Here is an 18317-nt window from a genome sequence, read left to right on the forward strand (position 1 = left end):
CCGGCTGGTGGGGCTGAGCTCGCGTCTTGTCATGATGAGGCGCATGACCACGCTGTCCAAGAGAGTCGTCTGGCTGGCCATCACGCTGCTGCTCGCACTGGGCCTGGGTGCGACGGGTGGCCGGCCCGCGTCGGCCGCGCCGGGGGACAGCATCCGCACGCTGGCGGTCAGCTACACCATTCGCCCCGACGGGCTGGTGGACATGGACTACCGGGTGGACTACCACTTCGGTGAGCCCGGCCGGCATGGCATCTCCTTCACGATCCTCACCGGCGAGGTCTGGGGAGCCGACCGCTCCAAGCTGGCGCTGTACGAACTCAGCGGGCTGCAGGTGACCGACGCTGACGGGGAGAAGGTGCCCTTCACCAGCCAGACCGAGACGGCCAGTGACGGCGCCAGCCGGCGGGCCCTGAAGATCGGCGACCCGAACAAGACCATCGAGGGGCAGGAGGCCAGCTACCGGATCCGGTACACCGCCAAGGGTGCCCTGCGCACCTTCGACGGCCAGCCCGAGTTCTACTGGGATGTCACCAGCAACGAGATCCCGACCATCGAGTCATACCAGGTCACCATCAAGGCCCCCGGCGCGCTGAGTGGCCCGAAGTGCTCCGCCAGCCAGTGCCGGACCACGGCGAAGGGCAGCAGCGTCACCTTCTCTGGCAGCGACCACTACCAGGGCACGGCGCTGACCGTCGCCGCGCTGATCGCCAAGGGGTCGGTGAACAATGCCGTCCCGACGCTGGTGGACCGGACCTTCGACTATCCCACCGCGCTGGCTGCGCAAACCGACATCAAGCTGGCAGCCACTGGTAGCGCGACGGTCACCCACACCGCCACCGTCTCGTCGTCGGGGGATTACGGCAACGTCATCCTGCAAGTCCCCAACCGGATCGCCTATGACACGCAACGGGACCAGGTCTTCCGGGTGGACCAGGTGCGGGCGAGCGTGGACGGCGAGCCGGTGGAGGTCGGTCAGCAGCCCGCCTACGGCGCCGAGCCCTCCTGGGCGGAGGAACAGATCAGCGTCACGGTCCCGGCGGGTACCCGGGCGCGCACGATGGTGCTCAGCTATCGGGTGCAGGGCGCCAGCGTGCGCGACGGGGATCGGGTCCGGTTCAGCTGGCCGGCGGCGGCGCTCAGCCTGGAGGACGACGCCAGGTCCAGCTACCGGCTGACCGCCCCCGGCCCGGTACAGCGCGCGGAGTGCGTCAGCCGGATGCTGCACAGGGACGCGGAGTGCCACTCCATGGAGGACAAGCCCACCGTCGCCGGCCCGACGGTGACCCTGGCCCGGGGGCCGGGCTGGGACGGCGACTTCCTGGACGTCTGGCTGCCGGCCACCGCGGTGCCGGGCGCGGACCAGTCCGCCCTGCAGCCCAGCGAGCAGTTGCGCGAGGCCACCCACGGGCACTGGCTGGTCAGTGGTGTCGTCGGCGCCTTCCTGGCCACGGTGATCATTCCGATGCTGGGCCGCCTGGTGGGCCGCAAGCCGGACCAGCGGTTCGCCGGGGTGGCGCCCGGCATCATTCCCGACGGCACGCCGCAGGAGACCGACGACGACAATCCCCAGATCCCGGTGGCCTTCACCCCGCCGGAGCTCAGCCTGAGCGAGGCGGCGGCCCTGCTGGATGACAAGTACCACCCGCGGCACCTGGCCGCCGTGCTCACCCGGATGGCCGTCGACGGCCTGATCACCCTGGAGTCCGACCCGCTGCTGGTGCGCCGGACCGGTGCCGCGGTCAGGGAGGCCTCGCCCCTGGAGGCACGTATCCTGCTGGATGCTGCGGACCCGAGCGCCACCAGCATGGGCACCGTCGGTGACGCCGCCCAGTCGATGGCCGATGAGGTGCGCAGCCACGTCAGCCGGTTCCGCCACCCGTCGCTCTTCCAGCCGGTGCGCTCGGGGTGGACGGTGCCGCTGGGGTCGGTGCTGGTGCTGTTGGGTGGCACCCTTGCGGCGGCCTGGCTGCTGCTGCCCACCTGGGGCGTGGCCCGGTCCGCCGTGCTGGCGGTGGCCGGCGTGCTGGGCAGCATCATTGGGCTGACCTTCCAGCGGGCGGGCGTGACAAAGTACCGCCGGACCGGGCTGGGCACGGCGCGGCATGACCAGCTGATCGGTTTCAAGAACTACCTGACCACCGCCGAGGCCGGCCAGATCCGGTTCGAGGAGGAGCAGGACATCTTCAACCGCTACCTGCCGTGGGCGGTGCTGTTCGACGTCGCGGACCGCTGGGTCCGGGTCTGTCGGGAGGCGGCCGCGGCCGGCCGCACCCAGCCGCCGGAGAACGCGGTGCCGTGGCTGATGGGGGACCTGGACGGCCTGGGCCGGCTGGAGGCTTCCATTGCCGACGCGATGCCGCGCACCTCCAGCAGCTCCAGCAGTTCGTCGTCGAGCGGCAGCAGTTGGAGCAGCGGTGATTCGGGCTCCTCATCCAGTTCGTCCAGCTTCAGCTCGGGTGGCGGTGGCGGCGGCACCAGCATCGACAGCTGGTGATCCGTTCACCCGCCGTTCACCCACCATTCAGGAGAGGTTGAGCAATTGGTGAACTCTTGACTGACAAGGGGTTGGCCGGGCAATTGTTGAACCCGTGAGCGGCTACAACTGGGGCATGAAGCAGCTTCCCCGCCCCGGCCGGCTGGCCGTCGCCCTGCTCACCACCGCCAGTCTGCTCACGGCATGCAGCCCGAAGGTGCCCGGCTCCGGCCCGGGCCTGACCGAGCCGGCAAAGACCCTGGACATCGTCGCGGGCTCCGAGCAGCGCTCCGTCCTGGAGCAGGTGGTGGTGCCCTGGTGCACGGCCAAGGGTTACACCTGCAACTACACCCTGATGGGCTCGGTGGACCAGGCCCGGCTGCTGCAGTCCGGCGGGGGATCGCACGACGCCTTCTGGTTTGCCTCCAGCGTGTTCAGCCAGCTGGGCAACACCGGCTCCCAGCTGACCGACGTGAAGCCGATGTTCCTCACCCCGGTGGTCTACGCCGGCTTCAAGCCGGTGATGCAGCAGCTGGGGATGGTGGGCAAGGACGTCACCGCCGCCCAGATCATCTCGTCGGTGGAGAGCAAGAAGGTCAAGGTCTGGGCCACCAACCCCACCCAGTCCAATTCCGGCGCCACCACGCTGTTCAGCTTTCTGAACCACTTCGCCGGCAACCCGGCGGGCCAGGCGCTGACCGCCCAGCAGCTGAAGAGCCCCACCGTGGTCAAGGGGATGCAGACCTTCATCCAGTCCATCGAGCGCACCCCACCGTCCACCGGCACCATGATGGATGACTGCCTGGCCCAGCCCGACGCCTGTCAGACCATGTTCACCTATGAAGACCTGGTGATCGAGAAGAACCAGGAGCTGGTGGCGCAGGGCAAGCAACCCCTCTACGTCGCCTACCCGCGCGGCGCGATGGCCATCTCCGACGCCCCGCTCGGTTTCGCCAAGCGAGGTCAGGAGCAGCAGGACGCCAAGCACGCCATCTTCACCGAGCTGCAGCAGTACCTGCTCACCGACGCCGAGGCCACCAAGAAGATCCAGGGCCTGGGCCGCCGCCCCGCCGGTGGCGTCGGCTTGAGCCTGCCCAATGCCGACCCCAAGGTCTTCAACCCGGACTGGGGGATCAAGGCGAACCTGAAGGACCGGGGCGTCACCTTCCCCGCCGCGCCGGTGATCCAGCAGGCGCTGGACGCCTACCACACCACCTTCCGCAAGCCCGTCCACCTGTTCTACTGCCTGGACGCGTCGGGTTCGATGGACGGCAATGGGGGCTGGGATGGGGTCAAGGAGGCTGCCGGGGCGCTGTTCGACCCGGAGCAGACCCGCCGCAACCTGTTGCAGACCGCCGCCAATGACGTCACCCAGGTGGCCATCTTCAACGGCGCGGTGGCGGCTGGGCCGTGGCGGGTGGACGGCAATGCCGACGCCGACCTGAAGAACCTGCAGTCCCAGGTGACCGGGCACAATCCCGGCGGTGGCACCAACATGTACTCCTGCCTCAGCCGGGCCGCCGACGAGCTGGCCGCCACCGACGCCAAGTACAAGAAGCTGGTGGTGGTGATGTCCGACGGCCAGTCCGAGAACAGTCAGCATGACCAGGCCATGGCCCGGATCAAGGCCAGCGGGGCCCCGGTGGTGACCATCGCCTTCGGCCAGGATGCCGACCCCGGCCAGCTGCAGGAGGTGGCCACCAGCACCAATGGAGCCTTCGTGCAGAAGGACGACATGGTGGCGGCGCTGCGCGAAGCCGCGGGGTACCGGTGACGGGAGCGCGGTGAAGAAGCATTCGACCCTGGTGGCGCTGGGGATGGCGGCCGTCGTCTTCCTGGCGATGTTCGCGCTCCTGGCCGACGCCACCGACGCGATCCGGTTGCTGGGCCCGGCCGTGCTGGCGGTGATGGCGGCCGGCGGCACCAAACTGATGTTGCTGCGCTCGGCGGCCGAGATCACCGACGAGGCCTACCGGGACGACGCCCGGGGCCAGCTGGAGGCCTGCGAGGACCTGGTGGAGCGGATCCGGCAGCACGCTCGGCAGGTGCAGTCCCGCAGCCTGCGCAATGAGGTGGAGCGGATGGCCCAGGTGGTGCCGGAACTGCTGCGACGGGTGCAACGCACCTCCCCGACCTCGCTGTACTCGTCGTCCAGCCAGTTGCGCGGCCACTTGGAATCCCTGGACGGGGTGGTCAGCACCTTTGCCGACATCGAGCGCAACCCGGCCTTCTATGACCAACCGGAGGCGCAGCTGGTGGCCGGTGAGCAGGCGGTGCGCCGCTTCGTGGAGTTCGCCACCGACAACATCAAGCTGGTCAACCAGGGGGACCTGGCCGCCTACCAGGCCAACCTGGAGACCGTCGCCCCACCCAAGATGCCCACTCTCGAGATCCCCAAGGAACAGCCGTGAAGAAGAACTCCTCCTTCGTCGTCGGGCTGGCCATCCTGCTGGCCGTGCTGCTGGGTGGTGGCGGGCTCTACCTGTACACCCAACGCACCCCCGGCGCCCAGAAGCCGCTCAACCAGCAGCCGGTGAGGATCAGCTGCGCGGGCGGCTCGGAGAAGTCCGAGCTGATGGCCGATCCAGACGTCAAGAAGCTGATGCAGGACAAGTACGGCCTGGCCGTGGACTACGCGTCGATGGGCTCCTACAAGCAGGTGATGCTGACCACCGAGCAGATCAAGGCCAAGGGTTATGAGTGTCTGTGGCCCTCCAGCGCATCGGCCCGCAGCGTCTTCGAGGCCAAGCACGGCAGCGACTTCCCCGGCTATCGGGCGGCCACCGTCCTGCAGTCACCGGAGGTGATCTACTCCGGGCCCAGCGCCACCGAGGCGCTGAAGCGGGCCAAGCTGGTCACCACCAATGGGGCCGTCAACAGCCTGGACATCAAGGGGGTGCTGCTCAACCAGATACTGGCCAATGGCACCTGGCAGAAGCTGAAGGCCGGCGACCTGACCGGGCCGGTGCGGATCGGCAGCACCGACGCCCGGACCTCCAATTCCGGCTTCACCCTGGCCCAGCTGGAGCTGACGGTGATGGCCACCCAGGACCTGTCCACCCCGCCCACCCTGGCCCAGGCCAGAAAAGCGCTGCCCACGCTGCGCCAGGTCTACGAGACCTCCGGCCTACAGGCCGCCAGCTCCGACGACGGCTTTAGGCAGTGGCTGCTGCAGGGCGGTGAGTATTCGGCCCCGCTCTATGCCGGCTACGAGAACCAGGTGATCCAGCACTGGATCAAGAACGGCCGTCCCGATGGCCTGATGAAGGAGATCACCATGCTCTACCCGAACCCGACCATCTACGCCGACCATCCGGTGCTGGCGCTGGAGGGTGACGGCGGCCGGCTGATCGAGGCCATGCAGGACCCGGAGATCCAGAAGATCGCCTGGGAACGCTACGGCTTCCGCTCCGGCACCAGCGCCGGCATCAATGACGTCAAGACCTTCGACAAGCTGCCGCTGCAGGCCCGGGTGCGCACCATCCCGGCCCCCAATGCCGACGTCACCTTGGCCATGCTGGCCTGCCTGGAGAGCGAGAAGAACTGCGCCTGACCGAACCACTCCACGACGGCCGAGCGTGCCGAGGCCGGTGGAAGACCAACCCTCTGAACCCACAGTGACCACGGTGGCCGAGCGTGTCGAGGCCCAAGAGAGGCAACCATGTCCGAGATGAGCATTGACTTCGGCGCCATCACCGGCGCCCCCACCCAGCCGGCCGGCCCCGCGGAGAGTGGCGTCGCCCAGCTGGCCCAGCAGGCGGCCCAGAGCGGATCCGCCATCACCAACCTGGCGCCCGGCAGTCAGTCCGGCGGCCTGTCCTGTCTGGCCATGCTGAGCCCGGCGCAGCAGGAGCAGGCCCGGGCCGTCGCCACCCAGCAGCTGCCGGCGATGCTGGCCGACACCCAGAAGCTGGCCACCTTCGGTGACCAGGCGCTCACCGCCGTGAACTCCCAGGTCAACCGGATCTTCCAGGAGGTCGGGCCGGTGCAGATCCCGGAGCTGACCACGATCATGCACCAGATCAATGACCGGATGCGGGAGTTCCGGCGGCACTACGACCCGGCCGATCCGCGGGTGCGGGAGACCTTTGATCGGTTCATCGATGCCGTGCACGGCATCTTCAAGCGCGGCCGGGACCTGGTGGAGATGCTCTTCGAGGAGGCCCGTTCGGTGGAGCAGCAGCTTGACCGGATTGCCGGCCAGCTCTCCGAGAAGCAGATGCAGCTCAAGCGCAATGTGGTGCTGTGCGACGAGCTGTACAAGGCCAACGAGGCATCGATCAGCCAGCTGGTGGGGGTGATCGCCGTGATGGAGGCGGTGCTGGAGCAGGCCCACCAGCAGGCCGACGCGATCGTCGTCGACCCCAACGCCGCGGACAGCCGGGAGAAGCAGGAGGAGCGCGCCCGGATCACCGAGTTCATCATGGCCTTGCAGACCCGGATCAACGAGTTCCAGCAGCGGCTGTTCGTGGCCTGGTCCACCAGCCCGCAGATCCGTAACATCCGCACCCTGCACTACGGCCTGGGCCAGCGGTTGGCGCTGCTGGTCAACCTCACCATCCCGACGATGAAGCTGACCATCGCCCAGTGGGGGCTGCTGTTGCAGGCCCAGCAGGCGGCGGGGCTGCAGCAGGCCGTCGCGGACGGGGCCAATGAGGTGCTGGGAGCCTATGCCAGCGCGTCCGGCCGAGCCATCCCGGAGATCGCCCGGCAGATGCAGACCCCCACCCTGCGGCCCGAGACCATCTTGGAGGTCGCCGCATCACTGGACAGCCAGGCCACTGGGATCGAGGAGGCGGTGCGCTACGGCGAGCAGGCCCGCCAGCAGGTGGTCGGCTCCATCGTGACCGCCCAGCAGGCGATGCTGGCCAGCTCCGACCGGCTGGACAAGGCGGTCAGTGAGCTGGTCAGCAAGAGCCAGCAGACCGTCGAGCTGCCGACCGGCCCCGAGTTGCCGCAGGCCGTGCTGGAGCAGGCACCGAAGCTGGCCACCCCGGCTTCCTGAGACTGTCCGGCTTGGGTGGCGCACTAGGATTCCCCGGGTGAACAGCCTGGTCAACGTCCGTCGCGCCACCCGCGCCTGGGAGCCGACGACCATCCTGCGCGGCACCGTCCAGGACGCGCGGGAACTGCTGGAGGAGCTGGACCGGGTGGTGGTGCTGACCGGTGCCGGGATCTCCACCGATTCCGGGGTGCCGGACTACCGCGGCCCGTCCGCGCAGCGCGCCACCCCGATGCTGTACTCCGAGTTCGTCTCCGACGAGGCCAATCGACGGCGCTACTGGGCCCGCAACTACCAGGGCTGGGCCCAGCTGGGCCGGGCCGAGCCCAACCCCGGCCACCGGGCGCTGGCGGCGTGGGAGCGGGGCGCGGGACCCACCCGGCTGACCGGCCTGATCACCCAGAATGTCGACGGGCTGCACGAGGCGGCCGGGTCGGTCCGCCTGGTCACGCTGCATGGTCGCTCGGCCGACGTGGTCTGCCTGGATTGCCGTCGGGTGAGCCGCCGGGCGGACCTGCAGCCGCGGTTGGCGCAGTTGAATCCGGGGGTCCAGCCCCGCGCGGATCTGGGACATGCCGAGCTGCGGCCGGATGCCGACGCGGTGGTGGACGACTGGCAGGACTTCGTCGTCCCGCCCTGCGAGGACTGTGGGGGAGTGCTCAAGCCCGACGTCGTCTTCTTCGGCGAGCCGGTGCCCCGGGATCGGGTGGAGCAAGCCTTCGCCTGGTGCGAGGAGGCCGACGCGCTGCTGGTGGCGGGTAGTTCCCTGACGGTGATGAGCGGGTTGCGCTTCGCCCGTCGGATGCACCGCGACGGCAAGCCCGTGCTGGTGGTGAACCGGGGCGCCACCCGGGCCGACGAGCTGGCCACCATCCGGCTGGACGCGGGAACCAGCGCCGTCCTGCCCGCACTTCTGCGGGGTTGACCGGCCCGGGTGGTGATGCTCTCGGGAACCAGACGGGTTTGCCGGGCTGTTCCGGACGGCGGTGAATGCGCCGTATCACGGCCTGGCCCGGGACCCGATCAGAGGTCTGCGGTGGCACGGCACACGCGCGCTGAGACCAAACTGAGGATTGGTTGAAGCGGGGAACCCCCCGGGGGGACCCCGAGGCGGCCCGGAGGCGTTTCGGCGTTGGGTTTCTCTCATTCGGACCAGGCGGTCAGATTGGCCAGTGGACACGCCAACGGCAAGCCCCGTTACGCCTGTCCAGGGCCTGGGGTGTCTGGGTCACATGACTGGGTCGAATTCCTTGGATCAATCCAAGGCGATGAATTTCAACCACGTGGACCGGGATTTGGACAACTTTCGCGGGGATTGGCGGGCGACCCTGCCACTGCTATGTTCAGCATCAGAGTCATCCGGGAATTACCCGTCCCGAATGTCTCACGACCAACTGTTCAGCGGAGGCTGCCCACAGCCTCGCAAGAAGGAGTTACACAATGGGTTCCAAGTCCCTGACCCGGCTCGGCGTCCTGGCTGCCGCCTCTGGCGTCGTCATGACCCTCGCCCCCGGTTCGGCCCTGGCTGCCGCCCCGCAGCCGATCGACAACGGCTCCAAGCCGATCGTCCCCTTCTCCAGCGGCGCCTACCGGATCTCCGGCCTGGATCGCCAGGAGGTCTCGGTGAACGCCGCCAAGGTCGCGCTGGCCGACGGCAAGGCCGACGGCAAGACCTTCGTGATCGCCTCCGGCTACGTGTGGCCCGACGCCGTGTCGGTCACCCCGCTGTCCGGCTGCATGAAGGCCCCGGTGCTGCTGAGCCGCGCCAATGGCCTGGGCAAGCCGGTCGCCGACTTCCTGAAGACCAAGAAGGGCACCGTCACCCGCGTTGTCATCTCCGGTGGCGAGGGCACCGTCAGCCCGGCCGTCGAGGCTCAGCTGAAGTCCCTCCTGGGCAACATCAAGATCGAGCGCAACGGTGGCGAGAACCGTCAGGCCGTGGCCTACAACAACGCCGCCGAGGCCGCTGCCTGCCAGCTGGGCAGCAACTCGGTCAGCAATGCTCACGACGCCCTGCAGGCCCTGAAGGAGCGCGAGGCTGCCTACCAGTCCGCCCTGGCTGCCTACAACGCCGCTCGCGACGCCTACGACGCCGCCAAGAAGGCCGACGACGCCGCGCAGGCTCAGGTTGACGCCCTCGTCGACCAGCTGAATGCCAAGGCCATGGAGCTGGTCAGCGTTCCCGCCGCCACCCAGAAGGCCTACGACGACGCGGTTGCCGCCCGTCAGGCCTCCGAGGAGCAGCTGAACAAGTTCGTCGCCGCCGCCCAGGTGATCAACGGTCTGGCCACCACCGACGTGACCACCACCGAGCTGCAGTCCACCATGACCGAGTACCTGGCCACCGCCGGTGCCAAGGCCCCGGCCGTCCAGGCCGCCATGACCGTGCTGGGTATCCAGGGCAGCAACACCATCCAGGACGCCATCGGCATCGCCAACACCAAGGTTGACGCCGGCGTGGCCGACGTGAACTCCAAGACCGAGGCCGTCTCCCAGGCTGCCCTGGCCCTGCAGAAGGCCGCCACCGCCACGGCGCAGAACGCCGCCGTTGCCAAGGAAATGGCTGCGATCCAGGACAAGCTGAACGCCGCCCGTGCCAAGAAGGCCGCCACCGCGGCCGCCCTGGCCAAGGCCCAGGCCAAGCTGACCGCCGCCACCACCGCCCTGGCCGATGCCCTGGCCAACCGCCCCACCCCGGGCCAGATCGCTGACGCGGTCAAGGCTCTGGACAAGGCTCGCGACGAGGCCGTCAAGGCCGCTGGCAAGCAGGGTGCCGCCCCGGCCTTCCTGGCCACCGGCCGCATCTACACCGACGCGCTGACCACCGGCCCGGCCGCGGTCAACGTCAAGGGTGTCGTGCTGCTGACCGGTGAGGCCAGCAGCAAGGGTGACCAGCTGGGCACCTGGGCCACCCGCTGGAAGACCAACTACTCCGCCGGCGCCCAGCTGGTGGGTCAGGTTGTCAACGGCCAGTACGTGGCCGTTGGTGGCGACGCCATCAAGGCGGCTGGCAAGGACTACATGTACCAGGTGCCCGGCGCCGACCGCTACGAGGTCTCCGTCAACCTGGCCAAGAAGTTCTTCAAGGGCCCGGTCTACCCGTCGGTTGCCTCCGGCCAGATCTACGCGGACGCCATCACCGGTGGCGCCTTCTCCGGTCTGTACGCCAACCCGCTGGTGCTGACCAAGGCCAGCAGCCTGCCGCTGACGGTGGACAACTACCTGCGCAACAGCAATGAGCTGTCGCAGCCGTCCGGCGCCGTGGTCATCGGTGGTCCCTCCACCGTCACCGCTGCCGCGATGGCCCAGATCCAGGCCGCCATCTCCGCGAAGTGATCTAGCACTTCCATGGGGCTCGTCCTCATGGTTGGCTGAACAGTCCGGGGCCCCGTCTCCCACCCGGGAGGCGGGGCTTCGGCCTGTTCTGGGCAGTTTTGTGCATCATTGGGGAGGCGCGATGGACACCTGACTGGGACGAATTCCTGGTGACATTGTGGTGAACCACTGACGTGAGTATTTCCACTCAGGAAATTGCGTGGGAATGGCCGCCGATTTACCGGAGAATGGCGCCACTGTATGTGGGATTCAGTGACTTTCAGTTCCTCAGCGCCTGCGGACGACGCCACGCGGGTGTCACCGTGTGGCGGCCGGCCACCAGCCGTCGCGCCACCCAGACGGAGCAGGCCAGCCAGACCAGCACCGCGACCAAGGAGGCCTCCAGCCCGAAGGATCCGCCCGACCAGTGGGTCGGTCCGCTGGGCAGGGAGACCAGCAGGCCGTCGCCATTGCCGGTGGCACCGGAGACGGCCGAACCCAGGACCGGCCCCTGCACCACATTCCACGCGGCATGCACGCCGATCACCAGCCACAGGCTGCGGGTCAGGGCGTACAGCAGACCGAAGCCCACGCCGGCCTCCACCGCGATGGCCAGCGCACTCCACCAGGTGGCGTGCGGATTGCCCAGATGCACCCCGCCGAAGACGCCGGCCGAGACCAGCACCGCGCCCCACGTGCCCAGCGCGGGCTCGGTCAGCCGGAAACAGACGCCGCGGAAGATGATCTCCTCACTGACGGCGGCCACGACGCCCAGCTGCAGCGCCGGGATCAGCAGGGGCGCGTCGGGATTGGTCCCGGCGACGGTCCGCCAGCCGCCCGCCAAGCACAGCAGGAAGACCAGCAGGCAGCCGGCGGCACCCATCGCCAGCCCGGCCGAGAGACCCCCAATCCGTCGCCAGGCCAGCTCCACGGGTGGCCATCGCCCCTCCACCAGCCAGACCAGCACCAGGTAGGCGGCCACGCTGCCGCCCAGCTGTGCTACCTGGTAGACCCACTCGGGTGCGCTGCCGCCCTGCTCGAAGGGCACGGTGGCCAGCGCGAAGAGAGCCAGCACGACGACGAAGACCAGCAGCCGGGCCATCGGGCTGCGCCACCCCCGGCACGGGGTGAGTGGTTGGTCCGGGGCCGATCGGCGGCCCAACGCGACGTCGGCCCGCAAGCGCTCCAGCAGCGGATGGGCGACGGTCACCAGCCGCCGCCACCCCCGCCACCGAAGCCACCGCCACCGCCGGAGAAGCCCGAGCCGCCCGAGGACCGGGCCGAGGCGGCCGCCGCGGAGGCCTGGGAGGCCTGCATCGCGGAGCTGAAGGAGTCACCCAGTGAACCCATCGACGAGCCGAGATAGCCGTACCCGAAGCCGAACTGGTTGCCGACATACCAGGTGGGCTGCAGGTCGTAGCGACCCTCCGCGGCCAGCTTCTCGAACAGCTTGCTCCACCGCTCTGCGACGCCGAACATGATGGCCCAGGGCAGGTAGCGGGAGAAGATGTCCTCGCCCTCCTCGAAGCGCAGCTGGTCGGCCTCCGCGGTGCGCAGGTAGAGCTCGAAGCCACGCGCCTGGGCCAGGGCGGCGGAACCCTCGGCGGTGCGCGACGGCATGGAGGGGGAGCAGATGACGGTCAGGATGCCGACCGCGGCCAGTGCCAGACCGGGCAGGGCCAGGTTGAAGGCGACCATCCCCAGACCGGCCGCCAGGACCCCCGCCACCGTGACGAAGATCCCGATCCCCAGCCAGACCGCCCGGGTGGTTTCCGGGTTGCTACGGAACCAGTGCCGTCCGCCCACCACCTGCTTGTAGAGCGCCTTCTTGTTGGTTGGGAAGAGCGTCGCGTAGCTCTGGTTGCGCAGGTCCTGGGTGCTCACCTGCCCCTGCTTGCGGAACAGGGAGGCCAGCAACTGGTGCTCGTGCGGCAGCAGGTCATCCTTGGGGCTGGACAGCAGGGTGAAGGTCCAGTCCTTCTTGCCGGTCTGGGCAATCTGGATGTGTCCGCGAACCGCCAGGTCAATCAGGGTGGCCACCACGTCGCGTCGGTCTGCCTTCTCATCCACCAGGGTGCCGATCTCACCCGGACGGGCATCCGGCGGGGTGAACTGGACGGCGACGGGTGCCTTCCGGCTGGTGCGGCTGGTGCCCTCAGCCCCGCCGGCCGCCGGGCTGAGGCCCGGGGTCAGGCCGGTGTAGACCTCGTCGCGGCCGTGGCGTCGGAAGGCCTGCAGCAGCAGGGCGCCAGCGCCCAGCAGGACGGCCAGCGCGCCGCCCGCGTTCTGCGGTGTGAGGGAGAAGGCCTTGGCCGGGTTGGCCCGCGGGGTCAGCGTTGGCTCGGCGCCGACGAAGGTGCCGACGGGCAGCCCCGCGACGGTCTGCAGGTAGTCGCCCCGGCCCAGGTTGCGGTGCTGGTACACGACGCTGCGGCCGTCAGCCGTCGCCCGCTGGCAGTTCGACGAGCTGTCCACCCAGCACTGGGTGCGGGTCGGGGCGGCGGGCAGGTTCAGGGTGACCTTGGCATTGCGGATCGGCACCTCGAAACCGTCGCCGATCGCCATCCAGTTCACCTCGTCCAGCTGGCTCTCGGCCTGCTTCGGCTCGACGATCCCGCGGATGGTGTAGCTGATCACGTAGCGCTGCACGCCGGTGTAGGTCCGGCCCTCCCGGCCCACCCGCAGGGTGAGCACGCCACCGCTGGTGGACTTCTTCAGGTTGGCCGCGGCGCCGCTGGGGCTGCTGGCCCTGATGTCGCGGATCTCGATCTGGCGCCAGTGGTCCGGGTCGCCCTTGACCCCCTGCCGGGTGACGAAGGTAAGGAAGGGGCCGTGCCCCGGGTCGTGCGCGAAGTCGAAGTCGATGGTGGTGGTCACCTTGGCGGTGCCGTTCTCCCCGACGTCGGCCACCGTCTCGTAGTTGGTGATCTGCCAGGCGCTGGAGTCCTCGGCCCGGGCGACGTCGGCCAACCCGGACGCGGTGAGCACACCCAGCAACAGCGCGACGAACAGGGCACGGAACCAGCGGATCGGCGTCATGGTTCCACGCTATGCCACCGCGGGACCAGTCACCAGCACCCAAAAGGCCATGTCAGCCGCGTGTCAGCCAGCCGCGCGAAGGTGCTCTGGCGGCCGCGGGCGGATGGCTCGGGGCCACCGATGGCGGGTGGCTGGCGCCCCAGCACGGCGGGTGGCTGGGAACCCACCGCTGTGGGTGAACGGGAACCCCACCACGGTGGCCGAGCATGTCGAGGCCCCCCGCTCGCGCGATGGTGGGATCAGGCGTCGACGCCCAGAGCGGTGGCCATCTCGTCGCGGATGGTGGTCAGCATCTCGGCGGCGCGCTGCCGGGCGGCCTTCAGGTCCGCGGCGGATTCCTTGGCGCCAACCCGCACCTCCAGATAGCACTTCAGCTTGGGCTCGGTGCCCGACGGCCGGGCGACGACGTGCACCGCGGGTCCGGTCAGCTCGATCGCGTCGGTGGGCGGCAGCTCGTCGGTGCCCTGGTTGAGGTCCCGCACCGTCACCGGCTCGCCCAGCAGGGTGGCCGGGGGATTGCTGCGCAGCCTGGTCATCGCGTCGCGGATGATCTGCAGGTCCTCCACCCGGACGCTGAGCTGGCCGGTGGCGTGGACGCCGTGGGTGCGGGCAATCTCGTCCAGGCGGTCGGCGATGGTCTGGCCGTTGGCCTTCAGCTCGGCCGCCAGCCGCAGGATGGTCAGGCAGGCTGTGATCCCGTCCTTGTCCGGCACGTGCTGCGAGTCACAGCAGTAGCCGATCGCCTCCTCGTAACCGAAGGCCAGGTCAGGCACCCGGCCGATCCACTTGAAGCCGGTCAAGGTGGTGACATGCGGCTTCCCGGCGGCCCGGGCCATGGTGCCCAGCAGGGTGGAGGAGACCACCGAGTTGGCGTAGGTGCCAGCGACATTGCGACGGATCGCGTCGTCGCCCAGCAGGGAACCCAGCTCGTCGCCGGTCAGCATCCGCCAGCCGACGACGGGGAAGGGCGCTGCGATGGCGCACCGGTCCGCGTCAGGGTCATTGGCGATCACCAGGTCTACGTCGGTCTGCTCCGCCAGCTCCAGGGCCAGGTCGATGGCGCCGGGCTCCTCCGGGTTGGGGAAGGCGACGGTGGGGAAGGTCGGGTCGGGGTCGTGTTGCTGCCCGACGGGGATGGCGGCCGGGAAGCCCGCGGCCTGGACGGCCTGCTCCACCACGCGGGCGCCGACGCCGTGCATCGCGGTGTAGACCCAGTCGATCTGCCGGGGCGCGTCGGCGGTGACGAGGGCGGCGGCCACCTCACAGTAGGCGTCGACGAGTTCTTGCCCGATCAGCGCGTATTCGGTGGAGCGGGGGAGTTCGGCCAACGGCCGGGCCGCGGCCAGCGCGATCTGGTCGGCGATCTCTTCGTCGGCCGGGGGCACGATCTGGGAACCGTCGCCCAGGTAGACCTTGTAGCCATTGTCGGCGGGCGGGTTGTGGCTGGCGGTGACCACGATGCCGGCCACACAACCCAGGTGCTTGATCCCGAAGGCCACCACCGGGGTCGGGACGTGCTGGTCGCTGAGGATGGGCTCAAAGCCCGCCCCGGCGAAGATCTCGGCCGTGTCCCGGGCGAAGACGTCGGACTTGGTGCGGGCGTCGTAGCCGATCAGCACCTTGCCCCCGGAATGGCCCTGTTTCTGCAACCAGGCGGCGAAGCCGGCGGCTGCCTGGCTGACCACGACGCGATTCATCCGGCCCGGGCCGGGGCCCAGCGCGGCGCGCAGCCCGGCGGTGCCGAAGGTCAGCGGCCCGGCAAAGGCGCTGGTGATCTCGCCGGTGGCGCTCTGGTCACCGGCGTCGCTGGCCGCCAGCAGCTCGGCCAGCCGCGCCTGGGTCTGCTCGTCGGGATCCTCGGCGATCCAGGTCAGGACAGTGCGGCGCAGTTCGGCGTCGATCATGGGTGCTCCCTTGTGGTGCGGCTGGACTCCACGCTAGCGGCTCGGGCGATGGAATGGGGTCAGCTCCGGGTCTCCCAACCCTCGGCGGTGAGGGTTGGGACCCCCAGGAGTTCTGGACGCTTGTCCTGAGGTTATTTGGGTTGCGAACTCACCACCAAAAAGACCACGGGACAAGCGACCCACTTTTCAGAGGCGCTCCAGCAGCCCGGTGAGCAGCGTCGTGAGCTTGGGTCCGGCGTCCTTGCCGGCGGTCAGCACCTCGGTGTGGTCCAGGTGGGCCTCGGTGATTCCCGCGGCGGCATTGGTGACCAGGCTGATGCCCAGCACCTCCAGCCCGGCCTCGCGGGCGGCGATGGTCTCCAGTGCGGTGGACATGCCCACCAGGTTGCCGCCCAGGATGCCGGCCATCCGCACCTCGGCAGGGGTCTCGTACTGCGGCCCGCTGAACTGTACGTAGACGCCCTCCGGCAGCGACGGGTCCACCTCCCGGGCCAGCGCCATCAGTCGTCGGCTGTAGGCCTCCGAAAGGTCGATGAAGGTGGCGCCGCGCAGGGGAGTGGCGCCGGTCAGGTTGATGTGGTCCTTGATCAGCACCGGGGTGCCGGGGGCCCACGTCGGGTCCAGGCCGCCGCAGCCATTGGTCAGCACCAGCATCGATGCGCCCAGCGCGGCGGCGGTGCGCACGCCGTGCACGACGGGCGCCACGCCCCGCCCCTCGTAGTAGTGGGTGCGGCCGGTGAGCACCATCGCCACCTTGCCGTTCGCTGTACGGGCCAGCCGCAGCGCGCCGCCGTGCCCGGCCACCACCGGCTTGCTGAAGCCGGGAATCCCGTCAAGCGGCACGGTGGTGATCTCGTCGCCCAGCTGGTCGACGCCCTGGTTCCAGCCCGAGCCCAGCACCAGGGCCAGGTCAATCCGGTCCAGACCCGCGGGGGGCAACAGTTCCCGGCGGATGTGCTCGGCGGCGGCCTGGGCCACGGCCGTGGGGTGCTCGAATTCACTCGGGTTCACGCCGCCAACAATACGGCCAAGTCAGGAAAGCATGGAACAATGACCCCGTGACCAGAGTCGTGATCATTGGTGGAGGCCCCGGAGGATACGAAGCCGCTCTCGTAGCGGCCCAACTCGGCGCGGAGGTGACTCTCGTGGAACGCACCGGGCTCGGCGGTGCCGCCGTGCTGACGGACTGCGTTCCCTCGAAGACACTCATTGCCACGTCCGAGGTGATGAGCATGATCGAACGCGCCGGCCAGCTGGGCCTGAAGGTGACCAGCTCCGGCGACGACGATTCGGTGGTCTCCTCGGTTGAGGTTGACCTGGAGGCCGTGAACAAGCGCGTGCTGGACCTGGCGATGGCCCAGTCGGAGTCCATCGGCAAGAGCCTGGACAAGTTCGGCGTGAAGGTGTTGATCGGCGACGCCAAGCTCACGAGTGCCACCCGGATCGCGGTGACCGGGGAGCAGGGCGAGCAGGAGCTGGAGGCCGACATCGTGTTGCTGGCCACCGGCACCACCCCGCGTGAGCTGGAGGCCGCCAAGTGCGACGGCGAGCGGATCCTGAACTGGAAGCAGGTCTACAACCTCACCGAGCTTCCCGAGAAGCTGATCGTGGTGGGTTCCGGCGTCACCGGCGCCGAGTTCGCCAATGCCTATGACGCCCTGGGCGTCGACGTGGTACTGGTCAGCTCCCGCAAGCAGGTGCTGCCGGGCGAGGACCAGGACGCCGCAGCCGTGCTGCAGGACGTCTTCGAGCGTCGCGGCATGGAGATCATGAGCGAGTGTCGCGCCGTGTCCGCCCGTCGGGAGGGCGACGAGGTGGTGGTGGGCCTGGAGGACGGCCGGGAGGTGCGTGGCTCGCACTGCCTGATGGCCGTCGGTTCCATCCCCAACACCACCGGGATCGGCCTGGAGGAGGTCGGTGTCACGCTGAAGCCCAGCGGACACATCGAGGTGGACAAGGTCTCCCGCACCTCGGTGCGCACCATCTACGCCGCCGGCGACTGCACTGGGGTTTTCGCCTTGGCCTCGGTGGCCGCCATGCAGGGCCGGATCGCCATGTGGCACGCCCTGGGCGACGCGGTGGCTCCGCTGAACCTGAAGTCGGTCAGCTCCAATGTGTTCACCGCACCGGAGATCGCCACCGTCGGCATGACCCAGAAGGAGGCCGACGAGGGTGCCCTGGACATCGGCCAGATCATGCTGCCCCTGGCCGGCAATCCCCGCGCCAAGATGCAGAGCGTCAGCGACGGCTTCGTGAAGCTCTTCTGCCTGCCGGTCACCGGCATCATCGTCGGCGGCGTCGTGGTGGCCCCGCACGCCTCCGAGCTGATCCACTCCATCTCCCTTGCGGTGGCGGAGAAGATCACGGTGGACCAGTTCAGCCACGACTTCACGGTCTACCCGTCAATGTCCGGTTCCATCGCGGAGGCGGCCCGGCAACTGCACCTGTACGCCCACCCGGAGAAGCCCTCCAAGACCCAGGTCTGATCAGCTGCCCGCCCGGTAACAGACCACAGTGCCGCCCCCGGTCTCGGGGGCGGCACTGCTCTATGGCTAGGGTCTCTGGTGGTCCAAGAGGTCGTCGT

The 18317-nt window shown here is 69.1% G+C and carries 12 protein-coding genes; 8 read left to right on the forward strand and 4 right to left on the reverse strand.

Annotated features, from left to right (window positions below):
- Positions 1-43: 43 nt before the first annotated feature.
- From AAEX60_RS12115 to AAEX60_RS12145, 7 genes are all read left to right on the forward strand, one after another.
- Complete coding sequence (locus tag AAEX60_RS12115; RefSeq protein ID WP_342103796.1) at positions 44-2494, forward strand: DUF2207 domain-containing protein; 2451 nt, start codon at positions 44-46, stop codon at positions 2492-2494.
- A gap of 115 nt (positions 2495-2609) precedes the next feature.
- Positions 2610-4247, forward strand: coding sequence for a vWA domain-containing protein (locus AAEX60_RS12120; protein ID WP_342103798.1), 1638 nt, complete (start codon positions 2610-2612; stop codon positions 4245-4247).
- A gap of 10 nt (positions 4248-4257) precedes the next feature.
- Positions 4258-4884 carry a 5-bromo-4-chloroindolyl phosphate hydrolysis family protein gene (locus AAEX60_RS12125; RefSeq protein ID WP_342103800.1) on the forward strand — a complete coding sequence of 209 codons (627 nt, stop codon included), beginning with the start codon at positions 4258-4260 and terminating at the stop codon, positions 4882-4884.
- Entirely contained in the window at positions 4881-6026 is a 1146-nt protein-coding gene (locus AAEX60_RS12130) for a hypothetical protein (protein ID WP_342103802.1), read from the forward strand. The genes AAEX60_RS12125 and AAEX60_RS12130 overlap by 4 nt, the downstream gene beginning before the upstream one ends.
- 117 nt (positions 6027-6143) lie before the next feature.
- Positions 6144-7478 carry a toxic anion resistance protein gene (locus AAEX60_RS12135; RefSeq protein ID WP_342103803.1) on the forward strand — a complete coding sequence of 445 codons (1335 nt, stop codon included), beginning with the start codon at positions 6144-6146 and terminating at the stop codon, positions 7476-7478.
- Positions 7479-7515: 37 nt separating this feature from the next.
- Positions 7516-8400 (forward strand): Sir2 family NAD-dependent protein deacetylase, encoded by an 885-nt coding sequence (locus tag AAEX60_RS12140; protein WP_342103805.1) that lies wholly within the window; start codon positions 7516-7518, stop codon positions 8398-8400.
- 515 nt (positions 8401-8915) lie between these two features.
- Positions 8916-10811 (forward strand): cell wall-binding repeat-containing protein, encoded by a 1896-nt coding sequence (locus AAEX60_RS12145; protein WP_342103807.1) that lies wholly within the window; start codon positions 8916-8918, stop codon positions 10809-10811.
- Positions 10812-11070: 259 nt separating this feature from the next.
- Here the strand turns inward: AAEX60_RS12145 and AAEX60_RS12150 are convergent, their stop codons facing one another.
- The 4 genes from AAEX60_RS12150 to AAEX60_RS12165 form a co-directional block, all read right to left on the reverse strand.
- On the reverse strand, positions 11071-12000 hold the full coding sequence (locus tag AAEX60_RS12150) for a CPBP family intramembrane glutamic endopeptidase (RefSeq protein ID WP_342103808.1): 930 nt from the start codon (positions 11998-12000) through the stop codon (positions 11071-11073).
- The gene (locus AAEX60_RS12155; RefSeq protein ID WP_342103809.1) at positions 11997-13829 is read right to left on the reverse strand and encodes a DUF2207 domain-containing protein; all 1833 of its coding nucleotides are present in this window, start codon (positions 13827-13829) and stop codon (positions 11997-11999) included. Before AAEX60_RS12155 ends, AAEX60_RS12150 begins: the two co-directional genes overlap by 4 nt.
- A 239-nt stretch (positions 13830-14068) precedes the next feature.
- Positions 14069-15733 carry a phospho-sugar mutase gene (locus tag AAEX60_RS12160; protein WP_342103810.1) on the reverse strand — a complete coding sequence of 555 codons (1665 nt, stop codon included), beginning with the start codon at positions 15731-15733 and terminating at the stop codon, positions 14069-14071.
- A gap of 186 nt (positions 15734-15919) precedes the next feature.
- Positions 15920-16744, reverse strand: coding sequence for a purine-nucleoside phosphorylase (locus AAEX60_RS12165; protein ID WP_342103811.1), 825 nt, complete (start codon positions 16742-16744; stop codon positions 15920-15922).
- Positions 16745-16791: 47 nt separating this feature from the next.
- Between AAEX60_RS12165 and AAEX60_RS12170 the strand changes: the two genes are divergently transcribed.
- On the forward strand, positions 16792-18219 hold the full coding sequence (locus tag AAEX60_RS12170) for an NAD(P)H-quinone dehydrogenase (protein WP_342103813.1): 1428 nt from the start codon (positions 16792-16794) through the stop codon (positions 18217-18219).
- The last annotated feature ends 98 nt before the right edge of the window (positions 18220-18317 follow it).

Source organism: Luteococcus sp. H101 (assembly GCF_038433155.1).
In the GTDB taxonomy this organism is placed as follows: Bacteria; Actinomycetota; Actinomycetes; order Propionibacteriales; family Propionibacteriaceae; genus Luteococcus.

What these genes read in the sequence shown, in the direction of transcription:
- AAEX60_RS12115 (WP_342103796.1), top strand. Translation starts at nt 44, where the DNA reads ATGACCACGCTGTCCAAGAGAGTCGTCTGGCTGGCCATCACGCTGCTG.
- AAEX60_RS12120 (WP_342103798.1), top strand. Translation starts at nt 2,610, where the DNA reads ATGAAGCAGCTTCCCCGCCCCGGCCGGCTGGCCGTCGCCCTGCTCACC.
- AAEX60_RS12135 (WP_342103803.1), top strand. Translation starts at nt 6,144, where the DNA reads ATGAGCATTGACTTCGGCGCCATCACCGGCGCCCCCACCCAGCCGGCC.
- AAEX60_RS12145 (WP_342103807.1), top strand. Translation starts at nt 8,916, where the DNA reads ATGGGTTCCAAGTCCCTGACCCGGCTCGGCGTCCTGGCTGCCGCCTCT.
- AAEX60_RS12155 (WP_342103809.1), bottom strand. Translation starts at nt 13,829, where the DNA reads ATGACGCCGATCCGCTGGTTCCGTGCCCTGTTCGTCGCGCTGTTGCTG.
- AAEX60_RS12160 (WP_342103810.1), bottom strand. Translation starts at nt 15,733, where the DNA reads ATGATCGACGCCGAACTGCGCCGCACTGTCCTGACCTGGATCGCCGAG.